This is a genomic window from Faecalibacterium sp. OF03-6AC, assembly GCF_003478175.1.
In the GTDB taxonomy this organism is placed as follows: Bacteria; Bacillota; Clostridia; order Oscillospirales; family Ruminococcaceae; genus Faecalibacterium; species Faecalibacterium taiwanense.
In genome coordinates, this window is sequence record NZ_QUEN01000005.1 from 200,055 (window position 1) to 225,686 (window position 25,632).

The following is a 25,632-nucleotide window of genomic DNA, read 5'->3' on the forward strand; positions in this document are numbered from 1 at the left end:
AAACGACATATGCTGCTGTCGGCCTGCGGCCGTCGCGCAGCGACTTTAAATCGGCGTAACACAAAAAATCCTTTAGCGCAGCGACTTGGATTTTTTGTATGGAGCCCAACCGCTTTGGGATTATTAAGGGCGTGCAGCCCTTAATTCGTGCCTCCCGCGCCTCGAAAGTAGCGGGTGCTTTTCTGGTTCTCTTTTGGCACACAAAAGAGAACGTACCCGGCGGCCATGCTTCTTGCAAAAGGCAAAAAGCCTGCCCCACACGACCACATTCTGCCCGGGAAGCGGTTACGCCAGTTCCTTTGCAGCCACGTCCAGAGCCACCTCAATGACCTTGTCCATGTCATAGTACTTATACTCGCCCAGACGGCCGCCAAAAATCACGTCCGGCTCCGCATCGGCCAGCTTCTTGTACTCGGCATACAGGGCACCGTTCTTCTCGTCATTGACGGGGTAGTACGGCTCATCGCCCTTCTTCCACTCAGCGCTGTACTCGCGGCTGATGACTGTTTTGGGCTGGGTGCCGAACTCAAAGTGCTTGTGCTCGATGATGCGGGTGTAGGGAGTTTCCGCGTCGGTATAGTTGACCACCGCGTTGCCCTGATAGTTGTCGGTGTCCAGCACCTCGGTCTCAAAGCGGACGCTGCGGTACTGCAGAGCACCCAGCCTGTAGCCAAAGTAGGCATCCACCGGGCCGGTGTAGACCACCTTCTCGGCCAGAGCGTTCAGATTTTCGCGGTCGGCCAGATAGTCCACATTCAGGCGCACCTCGGTGCCGTCCAGCATCTTTTCCACCATGGCGGTGTAGCCGCCATTGGGAATGCCCTGATACAACGCATTGAAGTAGTTGTCGTCGTAGGTGAAGCGCACCGGCAGACGCTTGATAATGAAGGCCGGCAGTTCGGTGCAGGGGCGGCCCCACTGCTTGCCAGTGTAGCCCTTGATAAGCTTTTCGTAGATATCGGTGCCCACAAGGCTGATGGCCTGCTCTTCCAGATTCTGCGGGTCGGTGATGCCTGCTTCCTTCTTCTGCTCTTCGATCTTGGCCTTGGCTTCGGCAGGGGTAACAACGCCCCACATCTTATTAAAAGTGTTCATATTGAAGGGCAGGTTGTAGATCTCGCCGTGGTAGTTTGCCACCGGGCTGTTGGTGTAGCGGTTGAACTCTGCAAACTGGTTCACATACTGCCACACAGCCTTGTTGTTGGTGTGGAAGATATGTGCACCGTAGCGGTGGACGTTGATGCCCTCCACCGGCTCCGTGTAGATATTGCCTGCAATGTGGCTGCGCTTATCGATCACAAGGCACTTCTTGCCTGCCTTTTTTGCTTCCTGTGCAAAGACCGCGCCGTAAAGGCCGGCACCAACGATCAGGTAATCGTACTGCTTCATGGGTGTGATCCTCTCTGTTCCGTTTATTTTCCTTCTACATCGCCCTTTTTCTGCGATGCATAGTATTTGTCGATGGCATCTTCGATGCGGGCGCGGGCTGCTTCCGGCGTGATATGCTTGAGCTGTGCTGCTGCCATGGTCTGGTGGCCTCCGCCGCCCAAAGATTCCATGATCACCTGCACGTTCACGGCACCCAGACTGCGGGCCGAGATGTTCACGCCTGTGCCCACCTGCACTGCCACAAAGCTGGCATCCACGCCCTGAATGGTCAGCAGATCGTTTGCCGCCTGTGCAATGGCCACGCGGGCTTCCGGTGCCACCTCGCCGCTGACGGAGATCGCGCAATTTTTGTACATGCGTGCTTTTTCCACCAGATCAGCCTTGGCATTGTACTCCACCATGGTCACATCGAACAGCTGGCGCACCCGCTCCGTCTCCGCGCCATAGCGGCGCAGCGCAGCGGCAGCTTCAAAGGTACGCACACCGGTGTGCAGGGTAAAATCGCGGGTATCCAGCATGATGCCGGACAAAAGGCCCTCGGCCTCCACACGGTTGGGCTTGTCGTCGCGCTCGCCCACGTACTGCAAAAGCTCCGTGACCAGCTCACTGGCCGAGGAAGAATACGGCTCATGGCAGACCAGCGCCGGGTTCTCGATGTAGCCCACGCCCTTGCGGTGGTGGTCGATCACGGCTACCTTGCCGCATTTTTCCAGAATATCCTTGCTTTCCACAAGGCCCACCTGATATGTATCCACCACGATGCACAGGGTGCGCTTGGAGATGATGGGCAGTGCGTCCTTCGGGTCGATAAAGTCGTCCTTCTGGCCTGCACGGCACAATGCATCGATCAGGCTGCCCGCAAGGGTAGCGTCACGCCGCACCGCGATCACCGCCGGGACATCGCATATTTTGCAGATGCGCAGCACGCCCTCGGCGGAGCCGATGGCATCCAGATCGCTCATGCGGTGGCCCATGATGACCACATGGTCGGCTTCCTTGATCAGCTTTACCAGCTGGTCGGCCACGATGCGGCTGCGCACCTTGCTGCGCTTTTCCACTCCGTGGCTCACGCCGCCGTAGAACGTAAAGCCGTCCGGTGTCATTTCAGCGGCCTGATCGCCGCCGCGGCCCTGCGCCATATCCAGCGCCTGCACGGCCATATCCTGAGCTTCCCGCAGGGTCTTGGCCCCGCGGCCAATGCCGATGGACAGCGAAAGGTTCACGCTGGGATCCAGCGCACGGATCTTGTCCAGCACATCGTAGCCGCGGTTGGCGAACTGCTCCATCTGGCGCTCTTCCACCACAGCGATATAGCGGCCGCTGGCCACACGGCGCAAAAAGCCGCTGCCCCGGCCGATCATATCCTCCAGCGTGCGGTTGATGCCTTCCAGCAGGCGGGCACGCTCGCTGTCCAGCATGTCACCGAACACATCGTCGTAGCCGTCCACCAGAAACACCAGATAGCCCGGACGGCTGGCTTTGTATTCCGCCTCCACCTTGCGCAGGGCGGTCTCCTCGTTCAGCACCAGCAGGGTCATGCTCTCCGCATCGCCGGGCACCGTGGAGCTGTGTACGCTCCACATACCGTCCGCGAGGGTCAGCAGCTGGCCCTCCTGCCTGCGGCACTGCTGCAGATCAAGGCCGGGCAGCACCTTCTGCACGCGGCTCACCAGCGCATCCTGCCCGTTCAACAGGCGGGTGCGGAACTGTGCATTGTACCACAGCACCGTCTCACCGGAAAGCAGCGCGGCCGGCTGAGAGAGCGGTTCCAGACTGAACTGCAGCTTGGAGCCCTCAAAGCTGCCGCCGCACATCCACCGGGCCACCCACTTGCGCAGCTGGCAGCGGAACAGCACCACCACAACGCCCCACAGCACCACCAGTGCCAGCAGCGCCGGCCATGCCGTGGGCCGCTGGACCAGCAGCACCAGCACCAGCAGGCCGCACAGCACGGCCAGACTGGCGGTGAGCATCTCCAATGTCCATCTTGGTTTTTGTTTCATCAAATCTCCTGCCTTCCGCCGCATTGTTTGCGGCAGTGTGCCCGGATCAGACCTCCATCAGGATGGGGAGGATCATCGGGCTGCGCTTGGTGCGCCGATAGATATAGCTGCTCAGTGCCTCGCGCACGCGGGTCTTGACGCTGTTCCAGTCGCGTACATGTTCATCCACGCAGCGATCCAGCGCATTTTCCACGATGCTCTGTGCACCGTCCATCAGGCTCTCGTTCTCGCGCACATACACAAAGCCGCGGCTCACAAGGTCGGGGCCGGCCAGCACCTTGCCGGTCTTGCTGTCCACGGTGGCCACAATGATGACCAGACCGTCCTCGGACAGGTGCTTGCGGTCGCGCAGGACCACATTGCCCACGTCGCCCACGCCAAGGCCGTCCACCATCACTGCACCGGCGGTGACAGGCTCGCCCAGCTTTATCTCGTCCTGGCTGAGAATGACATTGGAGCCGTTCTCCGCGATCAGAATGTTGCTGGTAGGGATGCCGAGGCTTGCGGCGGTGAGGGCATGCTTTTTGAGCTGCTTGTACTCGCCGTGCACCGGCAGGAAATACTTGGGCCTGGTCAGGGTGAGCATGAGCTTCTGCTCTTCCTGACATGCGTGGCCGGAAACGTGCACATCGTACATGCTCTCGTAAATGACCTCTGCACCCAGCAGCAGCAGACCATTGACGATCTTGGTCACGCTCTTCTCGTTGCCGGGAATGGGATTTGCCGAAATGATGATGAAGTCGCCGGGGCCCACCCGCACCTGACGGTGGCTGCAGGATGCCATACGGGAAAGGGCACTCAAGGGTTCGCCCTGGCTGCCGGTGGTAATGAGCACTACCTGCTCCGGAGGATACTGGTTCAGCTCATCCACGCTGATGAGGGTGCCCTCCGGGATGTGCATATAGCCCAGCTCCTGCGCCATGGCGGTGTTGTTCACCATGCTGCGGCCGCTGAAGGCCACCTTGCGGCCATCCTCCACGGCCAGATCGATGATCTGCTGCACGCGGTAGATGTTGGAAGCAAAGGTGGCAATGATGATCCGCTTGTTGCGTGCGCGGGCAAACAGATTGCGCACGCCTGCAGCCACCTTCTGCTCGGTGGCGGTAAAGCCCGGACGCTCGGAGTTGGTGGAATCGCTCAGCAGAGCCAGCACGCCGTGCTGACCGTACTCGGCCAGCGTGGACAGGTCGGTGACGCCGCAGGCCAGCGGGGTGTAGTCGATTTTAAAGTCGCCGGTCTGGATGATGGTGCCCGCCGGGCTGTCGATGGCAAAGGCCACCGAATCCGGGATGGAGTGGTTCACATGGATGGGCTCAATGGTAAAGCAGCCCAGCTTGATCTTCTGTCTGGGGGTGATTTCCACGAACTTGGTCTTGCCTGCCAGACCGAACTCCTCCAGCTTGTTGCGGATCAGGCCGCAGGTCAGGCGGGTGCCATAGATGGGCAGATCGAATTTCTGCAGCAGATACGGGATGCTGCCGATGTGGTCTTCGTGGCCGTGGGTGATGAGCAGACCCTTGATCTTATCCTTGTTCTGCACCACAAAGGTGAAGTCCGGGATGACCATGTCCACGCCGTACATGTCGCTGTCCGGGAATACCAGACCGCAGTCCACGATGATCATGTCGCCGTTGCACTCGTACACGGTCATGTTCTTGCCCACTTCGCCCAGACCACCCAGCGGGTAGATGTGGATGGGCACCGCGGCCTCTCTGGGCTGCTGCGGGCGGCGGGGCCGACGGTTATAATAAGGGCGGCGGGTGGTGCGGGGGCGCTTTTCGCCCGTCTGCGCGGCAGGTGCGCCCGCATTCTGATTCGCTGCTGCGGCCTTGCCGCGTGCGGAAACATTGGTATTTTCTTTCGACTGTGCCATTCTGACCTCCAAAATAATTACAGCGCAGGCCGTCCCCGCTTGTGGGAACAGCCGCGCTGTGCATGGGAAGCACCTTGAAAAATCGCATCGGCTTCCGTTGGATGCACCGTATAGAATTTATTTCTCAGCGTGTTTTTTGCAAACCGCTGCCTGTTCCGTAAGAGGTTTTGTGCCAGATAAGTCCATCTGCTCGATGCGACCGTGGCTTTTCTGTTGGAACGCCCGGGCACACGCCTGCGGTGCGCCCCTATACGCATTTTGTTAGGATAAGTATAGTATTTCCCGGCGTTTTTGTCAATTCCAAGGTTTGGCAGCTCCGGCACGGAATATACATTCGCACTTGACAGAAGCCGGAAAATAGCGCTAAATAGAAGCAACCCATTTTAGAAGGAGAACCGCATGAAGCAGGTTGAAGTGTACACCGACGGCGCATGCAGCGGCAATCCCGGCCCGGGCGGCTGGGGTGCCGTGCTGCGCTACCGTTTTAACGGCAAAGTTTACGAGAAAGAGCTGAGCGGCGGCGACGACAGCACCACCAACAACCGCATGGAGCTGACAGCCTTTATCGAAGCACTGCGCCAGCTCAAGGAGCCGTGCGAGGTACGGCTGTGCTCCGACAGTCAGTATGTCATCAACGGGCTTCAGAAGGGCTGGGCCAAAAACTGGCAGCGCCGGGGCTGGAAAAAAGCAGATGGCTCCCCTGCCCTGAACCCGGACCTCTGGGCACAGGCACTGGAGCAGGAAGCCCGGCACAAGATCACCTATGTCTGGGTCAAGGGCCACGCAGGCCACCCGGAGAACGAACGCTGCGACCAGCTGGCCGTGGCCCAAAGCAAAGCACATGGAGGGAGGCAGGGAACATGAGCGACACATTTTTGCCCGGCAGTGGGTTCGACACCTACGAGAGTCAGGATAAGGTTCTGGTGCAGATGGACGGCAGCAGAGAATGCGCCGTAGCTGTGCGCATTTTACAGCAGCAAGGCTTTGCCGTGGCGGGCGCTGCCGTGCGGCTGGCAGCAGAACAGACCGCCGATGCGGAAAGCGCCAAAAAGGCAGCAGAGGCCCTTGGCATCGAGTGCATCGTGCTGAACGCCGAAGCACTGGCCGGGCAGGACGCAGACGTTCTGGGCGAAGGCGGCACGCCGCTGTTTGCCGCCCTGCTGACGGCTGCAGACAAGCTTGGGATGCAATATGTGGCAACCGCTCACCGTGCCCGGGTGGAGACCGGTGCAGACGGCGTATACACCGTCTGCCCACCCGCAGGCACCGGCAGTGATGACAGCACGATTCTTGCAGCTCTGCCGCAGGAAACGCTGGCACGGCTGATCTTGCCGCTGGGCGATTTTGCCCCGGAAGATGTGGCGGAGATGGCCGAGGATTTTAAAGTTTAGCGGAAACATTATTTTTATATTAGAATTCCGGAAAATCTGCGGATTTTCCGGAATTCTTTTTTCACAGGCAAGGCCGCTGCAGCACACGGCATCTGCTGTTTTTGCTTCCTGCGGAAACAGCCGCACGGCGGCAGAAATGCATTCTGCGGTTCGGACCCCATTCCCGTGAAAATGAAAATCGGGAACATCCGCAGACGTTCCCGATTTTCGCATTATCAATATAGTTTCCGCTGAATATGGCGCAGCGCACGCGGAGCCATTCCAAATCGTTTTGTCAGTTCTGGGGATGCACGATATCGCGCCAATCCAGATCGCCGCGCTCCAAGCCGTGGATCAGTACCTCGGCAGTGGCAATGTTGGTGGCCATGGGGATGTTGTGCACATCGCACAGGCGCAGCAGCGTCATTTCGTTGGGCTCGCTGGGCTTAGCGTTGATGGGGTCGCGGAAGAACAGCAGCAGGTCGATCTCATTGCAGGCGATGCGGGATGCGATCTGCTGGTCGCCGCCCTGCACACCGGCCAGAAAGCGCTGCACCTGTAAACCGGTAGCCTCAGCGATCAACTTACCGGTCGTACCGGTGGCCACCAGTTTATGCTGGCTCAGGATACGGCAGTAAGCCGTACAAAACTGAACCATCAGCTCCTTTTTGGAGTCATGCGCAATGAGTGCAATCGTCATCCGTTACCCTCTCCTCTTCCTAAACGATTGGAACGCTTTTGTAAAAAAGTCCTTTGCCTGAAATGATATCACAAAATCCAATCTTTTACAACTGGTTTTTATACAAAATATTCAATTTTGTTTTCTTTTCAGGGATGTTTCCATTCAAAACCCCGCTGCAGTGCCCTTTCCCGTGTCGGTTTTGTCTCCCGTTTTCAGTTCTCCGGCGCAATGGCATCGGGGTTCTGCTCGGTGGCTGCGGCGGGCTGCTGCTCGTCCTGCACGGCAGGCTGGGCTTCCCCTTCTGCTGCCGTTTCCGGCGCAGCAGTGTCTGCGGCGGGTGCCATCTGTGCAGGCTGGGCTGCGGCATTGCCGGTGGTCTGGCCTGCAGCGGCCTGAGCTGGGTCAGTGGTCTGCGCCTGATCTTCCTGCTGGGCCTGCTCGGCTTCCTTTTCCGCTTCAGCCTGCTGGGCAAGGCTGCCATCCTTCAGGGCAAAATAGGCATTTGCAATGTCCACCACCAGATCACCGGTACGGGCACCATAGCCGCCGTACTCAATGCTAATGCCAATGGCGATCTGCGGATCATCCGCCGGGAGGTAAGCCACCATCATGGCGTTCAGATAGTGCTTACCGGGCGCATAGGTCTCGCTGCGCTGAGGTGTACCGGTCTTGCAGGCGATCGGCACCGGATAGCTGGAAATTTTGCCGCTGATGGTGCTGGGCACCTGCTTCATGCCCTGCCGCACCAGCTCAAAGGTGTTGCCGGTGCCTTCGATCACATCCATGACCTCGGGCTTGGTCTCGCTGAGCACCTCGCCGGTGTTGGTGTCCAGAATGGCCTTGACGAAATGGGTGCGGTAACGGGTGCCGTTGTTGGCCAGCGTTGCCGCGTAGGTAGCCAGCTGGATGGGCGAGACCACCGTGTTGCCCTGACCGATGGCGGCCTGCACATCCAGCGATGCCGTATAGTTGGAGTCGCTCTTGGTGGTCAGACGGCCCACGGCCTCGCTCACCTCCACACCGGTGCGCTGGCCAAGACCCAGCTTGTAGGCATAGGCATCGTACACATCGCTGGTCAGGCGGCGGCCAACATCATAGAAGAAGATGTTGCAGCTCCACTTGATGGCCGTTACCACATCAATGTTGCCGCTGTGGCCATGGCGGGTACAGCGGGGGTGGTAATCCTTGAAGTAGTTGTACACGCCGTTGCAGTAAACGGTAGAATACTGGTTGATGAGGCCGCTGTCCAGTGCAGCCACCGCCACGGCGGGCTTGAAGGTAGAACCCGGCGTATACAGGCCCTGCAATGCGCGGTTGAACAGCGGCAGGCTCGGGTCGGAGCTGTACTCGCTATAGTTGGCGGCATACAGGTTCTGGTCATAGCTGGGATAGTTGGAAGCAGCCAGCACACTGCCGTCCTTCACGTCCAGCACCACCACCGCACCGGCGGCAGCTTTCATGGTGCCGGTATTGTACACGCGGTTGATCATATCAATGTTGTCCGCCAGTGCCTTGTCCACGGCACGCTGGAAGTTGCTGTCAATGGTCAGCTGCACGGTATGGCCCGGCTCCGGCACAGTGGTGAGCTTTGTATCCACGATCACGCCGTCCGAATTGCGGGTGATGGTCTCCACGCCGTCCTTGCCGCGCAGCTCGTCCTCAAAAACGGATTCCAGACCGGAAATGCCCAGAACATCGTTCATGTTATAGCCTTTTTCCCGCAGCGGATAGGTCACCTGACCGTTAGAATCGGTCACCTTCCACTTTTCCGCCGTGATCTTGCCCACACGGCCCAGCACCGCCGGGATGATATCGCTCTGGTCGTAGCTGCGGGCGCTGGTTTCCACGATCTCCACACCCGGCAGCTGCAGGCTGTGCTCCTTGATGGTGGCCACCGTTGCTGCACTGACGTTTTCTGCCATGACAAAGTTGTTCACATTGGAGAACGCCTGCCGGTCCATCTCGTAGTGGATGCCGGCCAGCACACGCTGCCATTCCGGCGAAAAATCCTGCAGATCGTTCTTTTCCACCAGCATTTCCATTACATCGTTGGCGGTGGCGTACTGCTGCAGACCAAGCGTTTCCTTCATGTCTGCCAGCTGCTTCTGGTCGCTGGTGGACGTGTCATCGTCCGTAAAGGCGTAATTGCCTGCTGCGTCCGCCTGACCGATCAGCAGCGTATCATTCCAGCTCTCGCCATTCGCACGCAGCAGCTCCACGATCTGCTGCAGCATGGTGTCCAGATCCCGGTCGCCCATCAGCAGTTTGTTGAGGACCACATTGTAGCTGGTGGCCGTGGTGGCAATGCGCCGCCCGGCGCTGTCCACGATATCGCCGCGGGCCGCCGTGACCGTAAAGTTATAGTCGGTGGTATTGGTGGCCTTGGCCTTGAAGTCGTCGCCGTTGACCAGCTGCAGAAAGATCAGCCGCATCACGTACAGGCCCATGATAACACATGCCACTGCAATGAGCAGGATCATCCGGCGCACAACGGTTTTTCGTTCGTTTTGGTTCATCCGCGTTTCCTCCGGCGGTTCAGACTACGCCGTTGTCGATTTTGAATGCGCTGTAAATGTGCCGCACCAGACTGAACAGCACCAGCGACGGCACCAGCGTCATCATGGCCGAAGGCAGCACAAAGGTCAGCCAGCGGCTCAGCGCCCAGCTGTAACCGGGCATGTAGTAGAAGAACAGCCAGTCCAGCGAGAGCACCACAAGGGCCGTGCCGGTGCTGATGAGCGCAAAGTTCCATGTGCTGCCCTGCAGATACACCTGAACCAGCACCGAAAGCGCAAAGCAGAGCAACAGCAGTTCCAGCGCCAGCATACCCACGGTGCGCCCGGCAGTGTAGTCCCACAAAAGGCCGCTCACGGCACCAAACAGCGCACCTGCAAACTCGCCTTCATACACGGCCACAGCCAGACACAGCGGCAGAATGAACAGCGGCTTTGCCTGCCCCAGCTGGAACAGGCCGGGGGTCGTCTGCAGTGCCGCGCACACAAACAGTGCCACCGCGTAGCAGACCCATTTCAGGATCTGGCTGCGGCTGCGCATGCGGCGTGATTCCATACAAATGCGCCCCCTTAATAGTCGGTAATAACGAATACGTGCTTGACCGTGCGCGGGTCTGCACCCGGGCGCACCACTGCAATGGAAGATTTGCCGCTGACTTCCGGCTCCACCTTCTGCACGGTTCCCACCAGCAGATCCGGCGGGAACACTCCGCCAAGACCGGTGGTGATCACCTGATCGCTCATCTTCGTCTCAGTGGCGCGTTCCAGATTGGTCAGCACGCACAGGCCGTCACCGGCATAATCGGTGCTGCCATTGATAATGCCGTTTTCCCGCGTGCGGGATACCACGCCCGCAGCGCTGAAGCTGGGATGCAGAATGGTCATCACTTTGCAGCTGGTGGTGTCGGCTTCCACCACCATGCCGATCAGATAGCCCTTATCGCTGATCACGGCATCGTTCACGGCTGCGCCGTTCACCGTGCCGCAGTCCAGCGTAAAGCCTCCGAACTCATCCAGTGGGTCGCGGCCGATCACAAAGGCAGAAATATAGCTTGCTTCGGTGTTAGAATCCTGAATGCGGGCCAGTGCCTTGTAGGCTTCGTTCTCCGCCTTGATGCGGTCGTAGTCCACCATCTGCTGGCGAAGCTCGGCATTCTCCGCTTCCAGCTGTTCGTTCTGTTCCATGACTTCATCGATGCTGGTGTATTTTTCCCACACCGAGCCAATGCCGCCGCTCAGTGCCGATGTGACCTTCTGGAGCGGCATCAGCACCACGCCCAGCAGCTCCTGCGGGGCAGCGGTCAGCCGTCCGTTGGCACCGGCATAGGCCATGATGCCCACCAGAAACACCGCCACGGCTACCAGTATTTTAAATTTCCATGTGTCAAAAAAATCCTTCAAGGGAGTACCCTCCTGTTTCGGGTGGATGCCATGCCATAAGAAAAGCGCGGACAGCCCTGCCATCCGCGCAAGAGACATTGTTTGCAGCGGAAATCAGCGCAGACGTTGCGCAAAAGAGCCTTTTTCCGCAAGTGTGGGCCTTGCCCGTGTTACATGTGGCCGCCGTCGGTGTCCAGCACGTCATGCAGGACATCCACATGATCCAGCACCGCACCGGCACCCTTGGCCACGCAGTCCAGCGGGTCTTCCGCAATGTGTACGTCGATGCCGGTCTCGCTCTGGATCAACTGATCCAGACCGCGCAGCAGTGCGCCGCCGCCGGTCAGAGTGATGCCGCGGTCGATGATATCCGCACTCAGCTCCGGCGGGGTGCGCTCCAGCGTTTCCTTGATGGCGCTGGTGATCTTGACCAGGCATTCAAGCAGAGCTTCGCGCACATCCTCCGAGTGGACGACGATGTTCTTGGGCAGGCCGTCCACGAGGTTACGGCCCTTGATCTCCATGGTCATTTCGGGGTCCAGCGCATAGGCGGAGCCGATCTCGATCTTGATCTGCTCTGCGGTGCGCTCACCGATTAGCAGGTTGTACTTGCGCTTGATGAAGGCGATGATGGCCTGATCGAACATATCACCTGCCATGCGCACGCTGCGGGAGGCCACGATGCCGCCCAGAGAGATCACAGCGATCTCAGCCGTGCCGCCGCCGATATCCACGATCATGCTGCCGGTAGGCTCGCTGATGGGCAGGCCCGCACCGATGGCTGCCGCCATGGGTTCCTCAATGACGGACACCTGACGGGCACCGGCCTTCAGGGTAGCTTCGCGCACAGCGCGGCGCTCCACCTCGGTAACGCCGGACGGGATGCAGATGACCACGCGGGGGCGGGAGAACATGCTGTTGCCGCATGCCTTCTTGAGGAAATTTTCCAGCATGTTGGTGGTGATGTCAAAGTCAGCGATCACGCCATCCTTCAGCGGACGCACAGCCACGATGCTGCCGGGGGTACGGCCAATGACAGCCTTTGCCTCGGCACCCACACAGCGCACCTCGTCGGTCTTGGTATCCACAGCCACGACCGAAGGCTCCCGCATGATGATGCCCTTGCCCTTCATATATACCAGAGTATTTGCGGTACCCAGATCGATACCTACATCTTTAGAAAACAGGCCCATTGTAAAAATTCTCCTTATGCTTCCCATTTTATCTATAGCGCCAGAACATCCGGCAGCCCTTTTGTGCCGCCTTTGCGCAGAATAACACGGTTCTATTATAGCCGCAAGGCAATGATTTCTCAAGCGTTTGCGCAAGTTTTCTTCGTTTTTTCCAGTTTTATCACACAAAATGTGCCAGCAGCTGTACGGTGCGGCTCACCGGCAGACCCATGATGGTGTAGTAGTCGCCCTCAATACGGTCCAGCCAGAGGGCCGCCCGCCCCTGAATGGCATAGGCACCGGCTTTATCGTAGGGTTCGGCGGTGGAAGCGTAGAAGTCGATCTCCTCTTCACCCAGCGGGAAGAAGGTAACGCGGCAGCTGTCCACAAAGCTTTCAGTGCGCGCACCGTCCGAGATGCACACGCCGGTGTGCACCTCGTGGGTGGCACCGGAAAGGGCGCGCAGCATCCGCTTTGCATCCTCTTCGCTGTGGGGCTTGCCGAACACCTCGCCGTTCACATCCACCACCGTATCACAGCCGATGACCACAGCGCCCGGATGCTGGGCCGAAACAGCAAGGCACTTGCCCCGGGCCAGCTGTTCCACCAGATGGGCAGGCGTAGCGGCCTGCACTGTACTTTCGTCAAAGTCGCTGACGCAGACGGTGAAATTGGTGGTATATAAGGAGAGCAGCTCCCGCCTGCGCGGGCTGCCGGAAGCTAAGATCAGGTTCATGATTCCATCTCACTTTCCGGTAGAGCCAAAGCCGCCCTCGCCGCGCTGGGTATCGCCCAGCTCTTCGGCAGGCACAAAGGCAGCGGTGTACACCGGTGCAATGCACAGCTGGGCCACACGCTCACCGGGCTGAATGGTGTAGGCTTCCCTGCCCAGATTGACCATGGGCACCTTCAGCTCGCCGCGGTAATCGCTGTCCACCACGCCCACGCCGTTGGCCATGCACAGGCCGTGCTTGATGGAAAGGCCGCTGCGTGCGTACACCAGTGCCACGCTGTGGGGGCCGGGCAGCTCGATGGCAAGGCCGGTGGGCACCAGTGCCCGCTCCATGGGGGCAAGGGTGAGCGGCGCGTCCAGTACGGCGCACAGGTCGGCGGCAGCAGAGCCGGGGGTTGCGTAAGAGGGCACCTTGGCACGGGTGTCCAATACCTTATATTTTACTGTGATGGGTTCCATAGTATACCTCGTTTTGATTTTATAGCAACTCCTTCAGGGAGGGAGCTGGCATTGCGTCAGCAATGACGGAAGGAGTTTCAGTTCGTACCTTTAAAATACAACCCACGGGTAAAATCACCTTCAAAGGGTGCATGGGTGCGGATTATCTCCAGAATTTTGGCCGCTTCCTCCCGGCTTTCCAGCGTGAAGTAAGCCACACCGTAGTCCACCGTCAAAGCGCCCGGCTTATCCCCCATATAAATAGGTACAGGGTTATAGATGGTGCGCACACCAAGGCCGCACCGCACTGGGAACTTCTTGGCCTTGCGGTCGGTCAGCACGCCGGTCTTGTCGCAGTGGGCGCAGTCGTGGATGTTCTGCAGCGGGCAGGCACGGGTGATCATCAGCGGCATATGGCCGTACACCAGCACGCCGGTGGGCACCGGCCTGCCGTTATGGGTGGGCGCAATGGTGCTGATGTCGCTGTCCTTCACCTCGGGCAGGATGAGCATGGAGCCAAGGCCGTTGTCCGCGTAGAACTGCGCGGCCAGCTGGTTCGTGATGTTCAGGCCAAAGCTGCCGCTCATGGGCAGGCCCCGGCACAGGCGCAGGTGGGCGATATTGCTCACCTCATAGCCTGCAAAACCGGCATCCTGCGTGGCCGCGATGCGGCGGGCGGTATCCTCTTCCAGCTTGCCAAACATGACCCGGGGCAGTTCCAAAAGGGTCTTTGCCCGCCATTCCCGGGGCACGCGGTCGGCCTGCGCAATGGGCAGGATGAGATACTCGATGCCGTCAAGCGCCCGCTCCGGCACCTGCTCCCAGCTCTCAAACCGGGCACGCAGGGTACGGTGGGGCGGCAGGGTGCGCAGCGGCAGGGCAGGCACATGCTCCTCGGTGGTGGGCCACGGGCGCAGCACTTCCCGCTTTTTGAGCAGGGCATCCAGCGCTTCGCGGCGCAGCTCGTTCACCGCACCGCCCGGGATAAACCACGGCCCGCCGTCCATTTCCACGGTAATATCCTGATCTTCCACCGCAAAAGGCGTGCCGCCGGTCTTGGCAAGGCTGCGGTGCAGACTTTCGGTGGGATCAGTACGGGCAGGCTGCGGCTCTGCATCCCCATAGGCAAAGGCCTTGCTGCCGTCTGCATCGGTGACAGTGAGCTTTTCGCCGCCCTCTTCAATTTCCAGCTTCATCTTTACCGGCACGCGGCTGCGCTCACGGCGGTAAAGCTCCCGCAGCATGGGCAGGGTCTTTTTGGTCTGTTCTGCATCTGCTTCGCTGCGCACGCCGAACATGGTGCCGTCGATCTTTCCATCCAGATAGCCGGAGGTGAAGCCGGAACGGCTGAAAGCATTCTTCAACAGGTCGCAGTCGTAGGCGCGGCCCTCGCGGCCTGCCAGACAGGCGCTGACTGCCGCCGCCACATACTCCGGCGTGCGCAGACGGCCCTCGATTTTTGCCGATGCCACGCCAAGCGCCTGCAGCTTGTCCAGCTTATCAATGACCGAATTATCCTTTAAGGACAGGTGGTGCAGGCGGCCCGGCTTGCCCTCCGGCAGGGCATTTGCCTCAAACGGCAGGCGGCACGGGCCGGCACAGGAACCTCGGTTGCCGCTGCGTCCGCCCAGAAAGGCCGACATGTAGCACTGGCCGCTGACGCACATGCACAGCGCGCCGTGCACGAAGCACTCGGTCTCGATGCCGCAGTGCTTTGTGATATGCTCCACCTCGGGCATGCTCAGCTCACGGGCCAGCACCACGCGGGTGAAGCCCAGCTCCTTGAGCTCCAGCGCACCCTGCAGGCTGTGCACGCTCATCTGGGTGGAGCCGTGGCGCGGCAGCTGCGGTGCAATTTTACCGATCAGCGTTGCCACTGCCAGATCCTGACAGATGACCGCATCGGCACCGCTGGCTGCAACGGCACGGATGGCCTGTTCCAGCGCGGGCAGTTCGCCGCCATAGACGGTGGTGTTCAGCGCCACATGCACAGCCACGCCCCGCGCATGGCAGAAGGTGACCGCATCTTTCAGCGTATCCGCGTTAAAATTGTTGGCACTGGTGCGGGCATTGAAACCCGAAAAACCCAGATACACTGCGTCGGCACCGCTGAACACAGCGGCACGCAGCATTTCTTCGTTGCCCACCGGGGCAAGGATCTCGATCTTTGACATACTTCTCCTTTATCCTGTAAACGGCTTATTCCGCCTTGTCCGCTTCGTCCTCGGCAGCAGACTGCTGTGCCGCCTGCTGGGCGCGCTCCTCGCGCCGTGCTTCCTTATTGCGCATCTTTTCCAGCTGTTCGCGCAGGGCGGCAGCTTCCCGCCGCAGCACCTCATTCTCTGCTTTGACCTTATCTTCCGCCAGCTTTGCGCGGGCGGCATCCGCAATGTAATCCTGGATCTGGCTGCGCATATTCTCAGCACTGCCGGTGCTCTTGCGGTATTCGTCCAGATAATCCATGGCGCAGAACACCGCCGCCTTAGTCACCGAAAGATTCGCATTGTCGTCCAAAAGCTTGGTGATGTCTTCATCCAGCTTTTTCGCCAGCGACAAAATATATTTTTCCGGGTCCGTCGTAGCAATGGCATACGGCGTACCTGCAATGTTCACCCGTACCTTGTTGACCATATCTGTTTCCCCTTTTTATCCTTTTCTGCCCGCAGCGGGCAGTGATCTTCTGATTTTTGCCGGGAAACGGCACCGTTCCCGGTACCGTTTTGGTGTCTTGTCACCCGCCGGGCGAGTTACCCGGCACATTTCTCCCGGAGTTTGTCCCCGAAAATGTTTCGGAACACAGCTTTCTTTCCCTATTATAATATAAATAAGCATCAAGAAAAAGTGTATTTTTTGAAATTTTGGCATATTTATCAGAAAGTTCAATAAAAAAATGTCAGTTACGGAAAAAATCCCCTGATTCCTTGCATTTGTCATTCTGCCATATTATAATATCTTTGTTATGTTGGCGGCAGAGCAAGTGAGGGAAAGTGCCTGCAGGCGCCAATTGTTTCAATTATTTTAGCAAAGCTGAAAACTTATGCGGATAGGAGTACCTTTATGACATCGAAAGAATTCGGTAAACTTCTTCAGGACAAGCTCACCAGCGAGTACGGCGTGGAGCTGAGCGTTGCTTCCAACCAGCAGATCTACCGCTCTCTGGCTCTGATCTGCCGCCAGATGATGAGTGAGAACCACAAGAAGTTCCAGTCCAAGGCCATTGGCACCGGCACCAAGCAGGTGTATTACCTGTGCATGGAGTTCCTGATGGGCCGCAGCCTGAAGACCAGCCTGCTGAACCTGGGTCTGGACGAGGTGGCAAAAAAGGCCCTGTCCGACGCTGATATCAGCATTGACAGCATCTTTGAGGAAGAGCCGGATGCAGGTCTGGGCAACGGCGGTCTGGGCCGTCTGGCTGCCTGCTATCTGGACGGCATGGCCACCACCGGCATCTGCGGCACCGGCTACTCCATCCTGTACGAGTACGGCATCTTCAAGCAGAAGATCGTGGACGGCTGGCAGCAGGAGCGTGCCGACAACTGGCTGCCCGGCGGTCAGGTCTGGCTGAAGAGCCACCCCGATCAGGCTGTGGAAGTGCGCTTTGACGGCGAGATCCACGAGAACTGGGACAACGGCTTCCACTATATCCAGCACACCAACTACAACAGCGTCATGGCTGTTCCCTCTGATATGTATGTGCAGGGCTACGACGGCAAGGGCGTTGCAAAGCTGCGCCTGTGGCAGGCAAAGGCCCCGGACTTTGATATGTCCAGCTTCTCTCTGGGCAACTACAACACTGCAATGAGCAAGAACGCCAATGCAGAGCTGATCTCCAAGGTGCTGTACCCCAACGATAACCATGTTGAGGGCAAGATCCTGCGCCTGCGCCAGCAGTACTTCCTGTCTGCCGCATCCATCGGCGATATCGTCCAGAACCACCTGTCCAGCTATGCGACCCTCGAGAATCTGCCCGACAAGGTGGCCATCCAGCTGAACGACACCCACCCCACTCTGGCCATCCCCGAGATGATGCGCATTCTGCTGGATGAGTGCGGCTTTGGCTGGGACAAGGCATTCAACATCTGCCAGAAGGTCTTCTCCTACACCAACCACACCGTCATGGCTGAGGCTCTGGAAAAGTGGAACGTGGACATCTTCAAGATGACCCTGCCCCGCATCTACCAGATCGTGGTGGAGATGGACCGCCGCGCCCGCGCAGAGCTGGAGAAGGTCTTCCCCGGCGACAAGGGCAAGATCGACTATATGGCACTGATCGGCGACAATCAGGTGCGCATGGCAAACATCTGCGCCTACACCGCCAACAGCATCAACGGCGTGTCCAAGCTGCACAGTGAGATCATCAAGGACAGCGTCTTCCACGATTACTACCTGTTCAAGCCGCAGGCCTTCAAGAACGTGACCAACGGCATCGCTTACCGCCGCTGGCTGCTGGCCTCTAACCCCGGCCTGTGCAAGCTGCTGGACGAGACCATCGGCGACGGCTACAAGCATGATGCTTCCGATCTGTCCAAGCTGAACAAGTTCGAGAACGACAAGACCGTTCTCAAGCGCCTGAACGAGATCAAGCTGACGAACAAGACCAGCTTTGCCAACTATCTGGCAAAGAGCACCGGTCAGGTCATCGACCCGAACTCCATTTTTGACTGTCAGGTCAAGCGTATGCACGAGTATAAGCGCCAGCACCTGAACGCGCTGAACATTGCTGCCCAGTACCTGTACCTGAAGGAGAACCCCAACGCCGACTTCATCCCCAAGACCTATATCTTCGGTGCAAAGGCTGCTCCCGGCTACTACATGGCAAAGCAGATGATCCGCATGATCTGCAAGCTGGGCGACCTCATCAACAACGACCCCGCTGTGCGCGACAAGCTGCGCGTGGTCTATCTGGAAGAGTACTGCGTCTCTCTGAGCGAACACCTGATGCCCGCTGCCGAGGTCTCTGAGCAGATCTCTCTGGCAGGCACCGAGGCTTCCGGTACCGGCAACATGAAGTTCATGCTGAACGGCGCTATCACTCTGGGCACTCTGGACGGCGCAAACGTGGAGATCGCAGACGCTGCCGGCAAGGAGAACGAGCTGATCTTCGGTATGCTGACCCCCGAGGTGAACAACCTCAAGCAGGTGGGCTACCATCCCAACGCCTTTATCACGGGCGACGACGTGGCCAACTACACCCTGAACTTCCTGGAGCGCGGCTGGAACGGTGAGAACTTCCACGAGGTGACCGAGAACCTGCGCACCAGCGACCCGTACATGGTCATGGCCGACTTCAAGGATTACCGCCGTGCACAGGCCGACCTGCAGAAGCTGTATGGCGACCGTGAGAAGTGGGCACAGATGAGCCTGAAGAACACCGCCAACAGCGGCATCTTCAGCGCCGACCGCGCCGTGCTGGACTACGCACGCGACATCTGGTACGCTTCCCCGGTGCCCATGGGCAAGTAATTTTCCCTTAAAAAATCCATCTGCCCCGGCGGCGTTTGGCCCGCCGGGGCTTTTTTGAGAAAGGACGACCCTGCTTTGTCTTGTCTGTTCAATAGCTACGACCCCTATTTCAAGCAGCCCTTTGGTGCAGTGCGGGCCGGGCAGTCCGTGCACCTGACCCTCTGCATCCCGGAAGAGCTGGGCTATGTGGACCCCCATCTGGTGCTCCAGAAGGAGGGAAAATATGACGTGCCGGTGCACTACCGCATGAAGTTCGACGGCCAGACCCCCCAGCAGAACCACTTTTCCGTGGAGCTGCCGCTGAACGACCCGGGCCTGTACTTCTACTACTTCGACCTCTACACCGACTTCCGCCGCATCTACCGCGGGCCGGACAACTGCGGCGTTGTCAGCTGGCAGGAAGGCGAAAAGTGGCAGATCACCGTCTACGATGCCGGTTTCCAAACCCCGGAGTGCATCAAGGGCAAGGTGTTCTATCAGATCTTCCCGGACCGGTTCTGCGAGGGCATTGAGAACAAGCCCATGCCTTTCCCGGACCGGCTGTATCAGGCCGACAAACACGCCGAACCCTTCTGGCAGCCCAACGAGACCGGCGGCCATCTGAACGAGGACTATTTCGGCGGCGACTTGGAAGGCATCCGCATCAAGCTGCCCTATCTGCGGGAGATGGGGGTGGATTACCTTTACCTCAACCCCATCTTTGAGGCGCACTCCAACCACCGCTACAACACCGCCGACTATCTCAACGTAGACCCGCTGCTGGGCACCAACGAGGAGTTCGAGGTGCTCTGCCGCGAGGCCGCTAAGTACGGCATTGGCATCGTGCTGGACGGTGTGTTCAGCCACACCGGTTCCGACAGCCGCTATTTCAACCGCGAAGGCCGCTATGGTGACGGCGGTGCTTACCGCGACCCCAACTCCCCCTACCGCAGCTGGTACGATTTTGACCCCAAGTATAAGGGCGGCTACCGCAGCTGGTGGGGCTTCGAGACCCTGCCCGAGGTGAACGAAGAGACCCCCTCCTATGTGGAGTTCATCACCGGCGAGGGCGGTGTCATTGACACATGGCTGCGGCGCGGTGCCGCAGGCTTCCGTCTGGATGTGGCCGACGAGCTGCCGGACGATTTTATTGAAAAGATCCGCGCCGCTGTCAAGCGGGTCAGCCCGGAGAAGTTCCTGCTGGGCGAGGTGTGGGAGGACGCCACCACCAAATACGGCTTTGGCCAGCGCCGCACCTATCTGCTGGGTAAGGGGCTGGACAGCGTGATGAATTACCCCTTCAAGAACGCTGTGCTGGACTTTGTAAAGGGTAAGCCCGCCGAGCAGGCCATGGGCGAAATTCTGTCCATCTGTGAGCACTACCCCGCCCCTGCCATGGACACTGCGCTGAACTTTCTCTCCACCCACGACACCGAACGCGCCCTCACCGTGATCGCGGACGAGCCCGCCAACGGCCGTGGCCGCAAGTGGCAGAGCGGCCGCTGTGTGGCCGGCGAAGCCTACGAGGAAGGGATGCTGCGCCTGCGCATGGCCTATGCCATCATCTACACGCTGCCCGGCGTGCCCTGCCTGTACTACGGTGATGAGATTGGGATGCAGGGCTACCGCGACCCCTTCAACCGTGCCTTCTTCTGCTGGGACAGCCACGAAAAGCGCCTGAAGCCGGTGCTTGCCCAGCTGGCGCAGCTGCGCCACACCTGCGAGGCCTTCCGCACCGGCGAGCTGCGGGTGCTGCGGGCGCAGGACGGCATCCTGCACTACCAGCGCGTAGGCGAAGCGGAAACAGCCGAGATCATCGTGAACCGCTCGGAGCACATCATCGTGGAGCCGCTGGCTTCCGGCAAGCACACGGAGGTGAACCCCATGGGCTTTACCATCGTGGTGGAGGAGAACGGGCATAACCCGAACCACAGCTATTACGATATCACCTGATTTGAGAAAAGCCGTTGCACATATTTTGTGCAGCGGCTTTTTCACTCCTTCCGTCATCACTGACGCGGAAAAGCCGTGACTGAGGGAGTTTTTGTTCTTTATTTCGTTTTCTGCGCAACGTTCCAGTAAAAAACGCTTGACCTTCCACCCGGGGGATACTCTATAATAGGGGCATAAGGAGGGAGAACCATGAATCCTGTTCCATTTCTCTGGCTGGCTGCCGTGGTGGGCTTTTTGCTGTTGGAGGCTTCCACCTTCAGCATGACCTCCGTCTGGTTCGCCGTCGGCTCAGCTGCCGCCCTGCTCACCTGCCTGTTCACGGATTCGTTCCGGGCGCAGGCCCTGGTGTTCATCGTGGTAAGCATTCTGTGCCTGCTGGCGTTCCGGCCGCTGGCCGCAAAGCTGCGCCAGAAAACCACCCCCACCAATGGCGACCGCAACCTTGGCCGGGAGGCCACCGTGCTGACCACGATCACCGCCGACCTGCCGGGCCGTGTGCGGCTGGACGGCGTGGACTGGAATGCCCGCTGCGCCACTCCCGGCGACATTCTCACCCCCGGGCAGCGCTGCCGTGTGACCGAACTGCACAGCACCCTGCTCATCGTGGAGCCCGTATTGACCGAAAGCCGCAGAGCGTGATCTGCGTTCTGCGCTGAAACGTTGCACCTATCTGAAAAAGGAGAACCACTATGGTCATGTTTTTTCTGATCCTCGCGCTGGTCTTTGTCGTCCTGCTGGTGATCATCACCAATATCGTCATCGTGCCCCAGTCCAAGGTGTATGTCGTTGAACGGCTGGGCAGCTACTCCGACACCTGGTCGGCAGGCCTGCACATTAAGATTCCCTTCATCGAGCGCATCGCCAAAAAGGTGAGCCTGAAGGAGCAGGTGGCAGACTTTCCCCCTCAGCCGGTCATCACCCGCGATAACGTTACCATGCAGATCGATACCGTGGTGTTCTTTCAGGTGATGGATGCCAAGCTCTACACCTACGGTGTCAACCAGCCCATTGCGGCAATCGAAAGCCTGTCCGCCACCACCCTGCGCAACATCATCGGCGAAATGGAGCTGGACCACACCCTGACCAGCCGCGATGTCATCAACGGCAAGATCACCGCCATTCTGGATGAAGCCACCGACAAGTGGGGCATCAAGGTGAACCGCGTGGAAGTGAAGAACATCATCCCACCGCGTGAAATTCAGGAAGCCATGGAGAAACAGATGAAGGCTGAGCGCGAGAAGCGCGCCGTGATCCTGAAGGCCGACGGTGAAAAGCAGGCCGCCATTACTGCCGCCGAGGGCGAAAAGGAAGCCGCCATCCTGCGTGCGGACGCGGTGAAGCAGCAGCGCATTCTGGAAGCCGAGGGCGAAGCACAGGCCATTCTGGCCGTGCAGAAGGCCAACGCCGATGCCATCCGCCTGTTGAACGAAGCCATGCCCAGCGATAAGGTTCTGGCCATCCGCAGTCTGGAAGCTCTGGCCAAGGTGGCCAACGGCAAGGCAACCAAGATCATCATTCCTTCGGAGCTTCAGAATCTGGGCGGCGTGGTGCCCAGCATCAAAGAGCTGATGACCGACCCGAAGGACGCAGAATAAAGAATTTTATAAAGGACAGCTTCCTCGCCCTCTCAGTCTCACTTCGTTCGACAGCTCCCCCAAAGTGGGAGCCCTTGGCAGAATGATAAAGTCTCCGGTTTTGCCAAAGCCTCTCCCTTTGGGAGAGGTGTCACGGAACGTGACGGAGAGGGCGAGGCCGCTTGTGGAGGAGCACCACTATGATCTACGATACCCTGAACAACCTGCCCAACTATCTGGGCGTGAGCGACAACCTCGACACCGTCATTGAGTATATCATGGCGCGGGACATCACCACCCTGCCCGCCGGACGCACCCGCATCGACGGCGAAAAGGCTGTGGTCACTGTGAGCACCGTCACGCCCCAGACCTCCGACAAGGCTCTGTTCCAGCGCCACGACAACCACATCACGCTGGAGACCGATCTGGACGGCAGCGAGCTGTTTGAGGTGAGCCTTGCAGAGCTGACCCCGACAAAGCCCACCGACGAAGCCACCGACACCACCGTGGGTACCGCAGGCACCAGCATTGCCGGAATGCTGTGCGAGGGGCGGTTTGCCCTGTATCTGGCCGGAGAGCCCTATAAATCCGGCCTGAAGGCGCAGGGCTGCGGCAAACTGAAGAAAGCCGTGTTCAGCATCGAGCTGGACCCGGACGAGGAAGAAACGGAAGAATAACCGAAAGGAGATTTTCTGTATGGGATTTTTTGCTGTACTGGTTGCAAGCCTGTTTGCCGTGTTCCTCTTTACCGTGTTCGGCGGCTATTCGTTGCTGCTCTGGTGCCAGCAGTCCCTGTGGATGGTGGTTCCGCCTGCGGTGGTGCTGGCTGTTCTGGTGTGGACGTTCCTGAAAATGGACGACAAGATCACCGCTCTGCAAAAGCGGGTGGAGGAACTGGAAGCCTCACAGAAAAACGCCGAAGAGTCCGAGAAATAAATACAGCGACGCCCCTGCAGAAAAAGCTTTTCCTGCAGGGGCGTCGCACTTTTTACACCTTACTTTTTATCCTGTGGGGCATCCAATCCTTTGAACATCACCATGCCCAGAATTGCAAAGCTGGCACCCAGCACAAAACCCACTGTCCCCAGCGACACGCTGAACAAAACGCCCATAGCAACACCGAACAGGATGCCCGCGATCTGACTTTTCTTCATTTTACTGCTCCGCCTTTCCGTACCATGCAACAGACAGCCGCCACGAGAGAGCATACAGCGTCAGAGCCGCCACCGCAATACCCAGCAGCCCCAGCGACGAGATGCTCTGCGGAAGAAGGTTTCTCACAATACCGTCCTCGTTTGCGGCCACGGAAAAGCCCATCAGGGCCGCGAGCGCACCAACTATGAAATAGAACCCAACCTTTGCCTTTTCGTAGCCGAAGCGGTAGCTCAGCGGCAGCAGGATGGTGCTGCTGAGCAGGGTGGTCATGCCCACCTGCACCAGCGTAGAGATCACGAGCGCACCATCCACGGCTACCCAGTGCAGCTGTGCCACGCCAAGCGCCGCGGCAGCAAATACCTCTGCCAGCACCAGCCCGCACAAACCAACAATGTATTTACACCCCACCAGCTGCTCTTTTGTGGCCGGAAGCGCGGCACTGTATTCGTTGAAATTGCTGGTTTGGTCGTATGCCAGCAGTGTCATGGGCATCATACCCAGCAAAAAGCCCGCATAGACAATGAAGAAATTGGCCCCGTTCATCATCGAGATCACGCCCGCACCCATCATGACTACAGTTGCCACAACGACCATTTTTGCGTAATACCATGCCTGATATGCGTCCTTTAACAGCAAGCCTTTCATTGTACATTCTCCCCTTTCACCATCAGCACAAACAGCTCCTCAATGCTTACCGGGGTAAGCTCTGCCCCGGCGGGCATTGCATCCCGGCGCACAAGCGCCTCGACTCCGTAGGGGGTGACCCGCTTGCCGTACACCCGCGTATCCAGTGCCGCCAGCTGCGCCGCCGTGCCATGCCACAGGGCGTATTCCTCCCGCAAGGCGTCCTTTTCCTCACAGAGCAGCAGCCTGCCCTTGTGCAGGAAGGCGATGGTATCGCACAGCTTTTCCAAGTCGCTGACGATGTGGGAGGAGATAAGGATGGAGTGGTTTTCGTCCCGGGCAAAGTTCAGCAGCAGGTCGGTCACCTCGTCCCGCACCACCGGGTCCAGCCCGTTGGTGGCTTCGTCCAACAGCAGCAGCTTGGGGTGGTGCGCCAGCGCCACAGCAATGCACAGCTTCCTCTGCATTCCAGCGGAGTAGTCCTTATACTTTTTCTTTTCCGGCAGCTCAAATTTTTGGCAAAATTCTGTGTAGGCAGCGGCATCCCAATTGTGGTAGATGCCCGCCATCACCTTGCCTGCCTGCACTGCGTTCAGGCACAGGGGGATGCCCTCGCTGCCCAGAACCACACCGATTTCTTCCTTGGTGTGTACAAGGTCGGTGCGGTTGTCCCTGCCCAAAATGGTCACGGTACCGCCGTCCCTCTGCAGCATGTCCAGAATCAATTTGATGGTGGTGCTTTTGCCTGCGCCGTTCTCGCCGATCAGGCCGCAGATGGTGCCGCCGGGCAGTGTCAGATCCAGCGGCCCAAGGGTAAAGTCCTTATAGTGCTTTGTAAGTCCCCGCAGTTCCAGTGCGTTCATGTTCAGCCCTCCCACAGCAGTTCCAGCATCTCCCGCAGCTCTTCCCTGCTCAGCCCGCAGGATGCGGACAGCTTCACAGCTTCGGTGAGGTGCGCTTCAATTTTTTTCAGGTTCTCTTCCCGCAGCAGCTCGGTGTTTTTAGGGGCTACAAAAAAGCCCTTTGCCGGTACTGCGTAAAGGAAGCCCTCTTTTTCCAGTTCATCGTAGGCGCGCTTGGTGGTAATGACGCTGATGCGCAGATCCCGTGCCAGCCCCCGGATGGAGGGCATGGCCTCGTCCGGCTGCAAAGCCCCGCTGATGATCTGCTGCTTGATCTGGTTGTAGATCTGGTCATAGATAGGCGCGCCGCTTTTGTTGTTGATAAACAGTTCCATCGGCTGCTCCTTTGGCTCTTATGTTTTGTCTGTATATGCACAGTATATACAGTAGATACAGATTTGTCAAGAGAATGCGCAAAAAAAAATACAC

At 58.7% G+C, this 25,632-nt stretch carries 24 protein-coding genes; 8 read left to right on the forward strand and 16 right to left on the reverse strand.

What is annotated here, in order from left to right; translation table 11 throughout:
* Positions 1-285: 285 nt before the first annotated feature.
* Genes glf through DXA66_RS07875 form a run of 3 tightly spaced genes read right to left on the reverse strand, consistent with a single transcriptional unit; the run spans position 286 to position 5,265 of the window.
* Positions 286-1,389 (reverse strand): UDP-galactopyranose mutase, encoded by a 1,104-nt coding sequence (gene glf / locus DXA66_RS07865; RefSeq protein WP_118528031.1) that lies wholly within the window; start codon positions 1,387-1,389, stop codon positions 286-288.
* Between the two features lie 23 nt (positions 1,390-1,412).
* On the reverse strand, positions 1,413-3,392 hold the full coding sequence (locus DXA66_RS07870) for a DHH family phosphoesterase (protein ID WP_243089057.1): 1,980 nt from the start codon (positions 3,390-3,392) through the stop codon (positions 1,413-1,415).
* Between the two features lie 46 nt (positions 3,393-3,438).
* Positions 3,439-5,265, reverse strand: coding sequence for a ribonuclease J (locus tag DXA66_RS07875; protein WP_118528035.1), 1,827 nt, complete (start codon positions 5,263-5,265; stop codon positions 3,439-3,441).
* A gap of 399 nt (positions 5,266-5,664) precedes the next feature.
* On the opposite strand from DXA66_RS07875, the gene rnhA reads away from it, so the two are divergent.
* Positions 5,665-6,129, forward strand: a complete 465-nt coding sequence (gene rnhA, locus DXA66_RS07880) for a ribonuclease HI (RefSeq protein ID WP_005939979.1) — start codon at positions 5,665-5,667, stop codon at positions 6,127-6,129.
* Positions 6,126-6,656 carry a hypothetical protein gene (locus DXA66_RS07885; RefSeq protein WP_118528037.1) on the forward strand — a complete coding sequence of 177 codons (531 nt, stop codon included), beginning with the start codon at positions 6,126-6,128 and terminating at the stop codon, positions 6,654-6,656. Before rnhA ends, DXA66_RS07885 begins: the two co-directional genes overlap by 4 nt.
* Before the next feature lie 274 nt (positions 6,657-6,930).
* Here DXA66_RS07885 and mgsA read toward each other — a convergent pair whose 3' ends face one another.
* The 9 genes from mgsA to DXA66_RS07930 form a co-directional block, all read right to left on the reverse strand.
* Positions 6,931-7,335, reverse strand: coding sequence for a methylglyoxal synthase (gene mgsA, locus DXA66_RS07890; RefSeq protein ID WP_005939970.1), 405 nt, complete (start codon positions 7,333-7,335; stop codon positions 6,931-6,933).
* 194 nt (positions 7,336-7,529) lie between these two features.
* Positions 7,530-9,833: a penicillin-binding protein 2 gene (locus DXA66_RS07895; protein ID WP_118528039.1), complete on the reverse strand. Its 2,304-nt coding sequence runs from the start codon at positions 9,831-9,833 to the stop codon at positions 7,530-7,532.
* 19 nt (positions 9,834-9,852) lie between these two features.
* Positions 9,853-10,386, reverse strand: coding sequence for a rod shape-determining protein MreD (gene mreD / locus DXA66_RS07900; RefSeq protein ID WP_118528041.1), 534 nt, complete (start codon positions 10,384-10,386; stop codon positions 9,853-9,855).
* 14 nt (positions 10,387-10,400) lie between these two features.
* A complete protein-coding gene (gene mreC / locus DXA66_RS07905) occupies positions 10,401-11,231 on the reverse strand; it encodes a rod shape-determining protein MreC (RefSeq protein ID WP_243089058.1) in 831 nt (276 codons plus the stop codon).
* A gap of 149 nt (positions 11,232-11,380) precedes the next feature.
* A complete protein-coding gene (locus tag DXA66_RS07910) occupies positions 11,381-12,403 on the reverse strand; it encodes a rod shape-determining protein (RefSeq protein WP_005939954.1) in 1,023 nt (340 codons plus the stop codon).
* 160 nt (positions 12,404-12,563) lie between these two features.
* Entirely contained in the window at positions 12,564-13,118 is a 555-nt protein-coding gene (locus DXA66_RS07915) for a nucleoside triphosphate pyrophosphatase (protein ID WP_179859704.1), read from the reverse strand.
* Positions 13,119-13,127: 9 nt separating this feature from the next.
* Positions 13,128-13,574, reverse strand: coding sequence for a dUTP diphosphatase (gene dut / locus DXA66_RS07920; protein ID WP_005939948.1), 447 nt, complete (start codon positions 13,572-13,574; stop codon positions 13,128-13,130).
* Positions 13,575-13,651: 77 nt separating this feature from the next.
* Positions 13,652-15,727, reverse strand: coding sequence for a U32 family peptidase (locus tag DXA66_RS07925; protein WP_118528045.1), 2,076 nt, complete (start codon positions 15,725-15,727; stop codon positions 13,652-13,654).
* Positions 15,728-15,752: 25 nt separating this feature from the next.
* Complete coding sequence (locus tag DXA66_RS07930; RefSeq protein ID WP_118528047.1) at positions 15,753-16,184, reverse strand: cell division protein ZapA; 432 nt, start codon at positions 16,182-16,184, stop codon at positions 15,753-15,755.
* 426 nt (positions 16,185-16,610) lie between these two features.
* Here DXA66_RS07930 and DXA66_RS07935 point away from each other — a divergent pair, with 426 nt between their 5' ends.
* The 6 genes from DXA66_RS07935 to DXA66_RS07960 all read left to right on the forward strand — a co-directional run bounded on the left by DXA66_RS07935 (position 16,611) and on the right by DXA66_RS07960 (position 23,458).
* Positions 16,611-19,016: a glycogen/starch/alpha-glucan phosphorylase gene (locus DXA66_RS07935; protein WP_118528049.1), complete on the forward strand. Its 2,406-nt coding sequence runs from the start codon at positions 16,611-16,613 to the stop codon at positions 19,014-19,016.
* Positions 19,017-19,091: 75 nt separating this feature from the next.
* Positions 19,092-20,948 (forward strand): glycoside hydrolase family 13 protein, encoded by a 1,857-nt coding sequence (locus DXA66_RS07940; protein ID WP_118528051.1) that lies wholly within the window; start codon positions 19,092-19,094, stop codon positions 20,946-20,948.
* 189 nt (positions 20,949-21,137) lie between these two features.
* Positions 21,138-21,587, forward strand: coding sequence for an NfeD family protein (locus DXA66_RS07945; RefSeq protein WP_118528053.1), 450 nt, complete (start codon positions 21,138-21,140; stop codon positions 21,585-21,587).
* A gap of 50 nt (positions 21,588-21,637) precedes the next feature.
* Entirely contained in the window at positions 21,638-22,543 is a 906-nt protein-coding gene (locus tag DXA66_RS07950) for an SPFH domain-containing protein (RefSeq protein ID WP_005939926.1), read from the forward strand.
* A gap of 179 nt (positions 22,544-22,722) precedes the next feature.
* Complete coding sequence (locus DXA66_RS07955) at positions 22,723-23,199, forward strand: YhcH/YjgK/YiaL family protein (RefSeq protein WP_118528055.1); 477 nt, start codon at positions 22,723-22,725, stop codon at positions 23,197-23,199.
* A gap of 19 nt (positions 23,200-23,218) precedes the next feature.
* On the forward strand, positions 23,219-23,458 hold the full coding sequence (locus DXA66_RS07960) for a hypothetical protein (RefSeq protein WP_118528057.1): 240 nt from the start codon (positions 23,219-23,221) through the stop codon (positions 23,456-23,458).
* A gap of 59 nt (positions 23,459-23,517) precedes the next feature.
* Here the strand turns inward: DXA66_RS07960 and DXA66_RS14390 are convergent, their stop codons facing one another.
* From DXA66_RS14390 to DXA66_RS07975, 4 genes are read right to left on the reverse strand one after another with little or no spacing between them, the layout of a single operon-like run.
* Positions 23,518-23,676, reverse strand: coding sequence for a hypothetical protein (locus tag DXA66_RS14390; RefSeq protein ID WP_187119387.1), 159 nt, complete (start codon positions 23,674-23,676; stop codon positions 23,518-23,520).
* 1 nt (position 23,677) lies between these two features.
* Complete coding sequence (locus DXA66_RS07965) at positions 23,678-24,322, reverse strand: ABC-2 transporter permease (protein WP_118528059.1); 645 nt, start codon at positions 24,320-24,322, stop codon at positions 23,678-23,680.
* A complete protein-coding gene (locus DXA66_RS07970; protein WP_118528061.1) occupies positions 24,319-25,164 on the reverse strand; it encodes an ABC transporter ATP-binding protein in 846 nt (281 codons plus the stop codon). The genes DXA66_RS07965 and DXA66_RS07970 overlap by 4 nt, the downstream gene beginning before the upstream one ends.
* Before the next feature lie 2 nt (positions 25,165-25,166).
* Positions 25,167-25,538 carry a GntR family transcriptional regulator gene (locus tag DXA66_RS07975; protein WP_005939906.1) on the reverse strand — a complete coding sequence of 124 codons (372 nt, stop codon included), beginning with the start codon at positions 25,536-25,538 and terminating at the stop codon, positions 25,167-25,169.
* Between the last annotated feature and the right edge of the window lie 94 nt (positions 25,539-25,632).

Excerpts from the sequence above, each read along its gene's own strand:
- glf (WP_118528031.1), bottom strand. The coding sequence starts at position 1,389 with ATGAAGCAGTACGATTACCTGATCGTTGGTGCCGGCCTTTACGGCGCG.
- DXA66_RS07870 (WP_243089057.1), bottom strand. The coding sequence starts at position 3,392 with ATGAAACAAAAACCAAGATGGACATTGGAGATGCTCACCGCCAGTCTG.
- DXA66_RS07875 (WP_118528035.1), bottom strand. The coding sequence starts at position 5,265 with ATGGCACAGTCGAAAGAAAATACCAATGTTTCCGCACGCGGCAAGGCC.
- rnhA (WP_005939979.1), top strand. The coding sequence starts at position 5,665 with ATGAAGCAGGTTGAAGTGTACACCGACGGCGCATGCAGCGGCAATCCC.
- DXA66_RS07885 (WP_118528037.1), top strand. The coding sequence starts at position 6,126 with ATGAGCGACACATTTTTGCCCGGCAGTGGGTTCGACACCTACGAGAGT.
- mgsA (WP_005939970.1), bottom strand. The coding sequence starts at position 7,335 with ATGACGATTGCACTCATTGCGCATGACTCCAAAAAGGAGCTGATGGTT.
- DXA66_RS07895 (WP_118528039.1), bottom strand. The coding sequence starts at position 9,833 with ATGAACCAAAACGAACGAAAAACCGTTGTGCGCCGGATGATCCTGCTC.
- mreD (WP_118528041.1), bottom strand. The coding sequence starts at position 10,386 with ATGGAATCACGCCGCATGCGCAGCCGCAGCCAGATCCTGAAATGGGTC.
- DXA66_RS07910 (WP_005939954.1), bottom strand. The coding sequence starts at position 12,403 with ATGGGCCTGTTTTCTAAAGATGTAGGTATCGATCTGGGTACCGCAAAT.
- DXA66_RS07915 (WP_179859704.1), bottom strand. The coding sequence starts at position 13,118 with ATGAACCTGATCTTAGCTTCCGGCAGCCCGCGCAGGCGGGAGCTGCTC.
- dut (WP_005939948.1), bottom strand. The coding sequence starts at position 13,574 with ATGGAACCCATCACAGTAAAATATAAGGTATTGGACACCCGTGCCAAG.
- DXA66_RS07925 (WP_118528045.1), bottom strand. The coding sequence starts at position 15,727 with ATGTCAAAGATCGAGATCCTTGCCCCGGTGGGCAACGAAGAAATGCTG.
- DXA66_RS07930 (WP_118528047.1), bottom strand. The coding sequence starts at position 16,184 with ATGGTCAACAAGGTACGGGTGAACATTGCAGGTACGCCGTATGCCATT.
- DXA66_RS07935 (WP_118528049.1), top strand. The coding sequence starts at position 16,611 with ATGACATCGAAAGAATTCGGTAAACTTCTTCAGGACAAGCTCACCAGC.
- DXA66_RS07945 (WP_118528053.1), top strand. The coding sequence starts at position 21,138 with ATGAATCCTGTTCCATTTCTCTGGCTGGCTGCCGTGGTGGGCTTTTTG.
- DXA66_RS07950 (WP_005939926.1), top strand. The coding sequence starts at position 21,638 with ATGGTCATGTTTTTTCTGATCCTCGCGCTGGTCTTTGTCGTCCTGCTG.
- DXA66_RS07955 (WP_118528055.1), top strand. The coding sequence starts at position 22,723 with ATGATCTACGATACCCTGAACAACCTGCCCAACTATCTGGGCGTGAGC.
- DXA66_RS07960 (WP_118528057.1), top strand. The coding sequence starts at position 23,219 with ATGGGATTTTTTGCTGTACTGGTTGCAAGCCTGTTTGCCGTGTTCCTC.
- DXA66_RS14390 (WP_187119387.1), bottom strand. The coding sequence starts at position 23,676 with ATGAAGAAAAGTCAGATCGCGGGCATCCTGTTCGGTGTTGCTATGGGC.
- DXA66_RS07965 (WP_118528059.1), bottom strand. The coding sequence starts at position 24,322 with ATGAAAGGCTTGCTGTTAAAGGACGCATATCAGGCATGGTATTACGCA.
- DXA66_RS07970 (WP_118528061.1), bottom strand. The coding sequence starts at position 25,164 with ATGAACGCACTGGAACTGCGGGGACTTACAAAGCACTATAAGGACTTT.
- DXA66_RS07975 (WP_005939906.1), bottom strand. The coding sequence starts at position 25,538 with ATGGAACTGTTTATCAACAACAAAAGCGGCGCGCCTATCTATGACCAG.